The organism is Streptococcus sp. HMSC065C01, from assembly GCF_001813525.1.
Classification (GTDB): Bacteria; Bacillota; Bacilli; order Lactobacillales; family Streptococcaceae; genus Streptococcus; species Streptococcus parasanguinis_V.
Genome location: NZ_KV812835.1, coordinates 1 through 311, shown reverse-complemented (window position 1 = coordinate 311; position 311 = coordinate 1). Strand labels below are relative to the sequence as shown.

Genomic DNA, 311 nt, shown 5'->3' with positions numbered 1-311 from the left:
CCATATGGGTTGGCAACTGGGGTCACACCATCTGCTTCAAAGAGTCCAAAGACAGCTCCTGCAAGGTCTTGACCGACTAGATTCACCTTATGCAATTGAATATTGTAAAGTTTCAACTCAGGTTTTTCAACAACTGGTGGTGTTGGTGGAATAGCAGTAAATGGTTTATTCACCACATTACCCTTATCAACTACCAAATCTGTCGCAGCAGTTAACTCTGCCGCAGAAACAGTGATTGAAACGTTTGAAAGTTGGTATCCTGCCGGAGCAGTCAATTCTTTAATAACATAATCCTTAGCCTCAAAGCCTAC

1 pseudogene is annotated in these 311 nt (G+C 42.4%); it reads right to left on the bottom strand.

What is annotated here, in order from left to right:
• Nucleotides 1-311, bottom strand: a pseudogene (locus HMPREF2918_RS02475) (hypothetical protein); the annotation flags it as partial.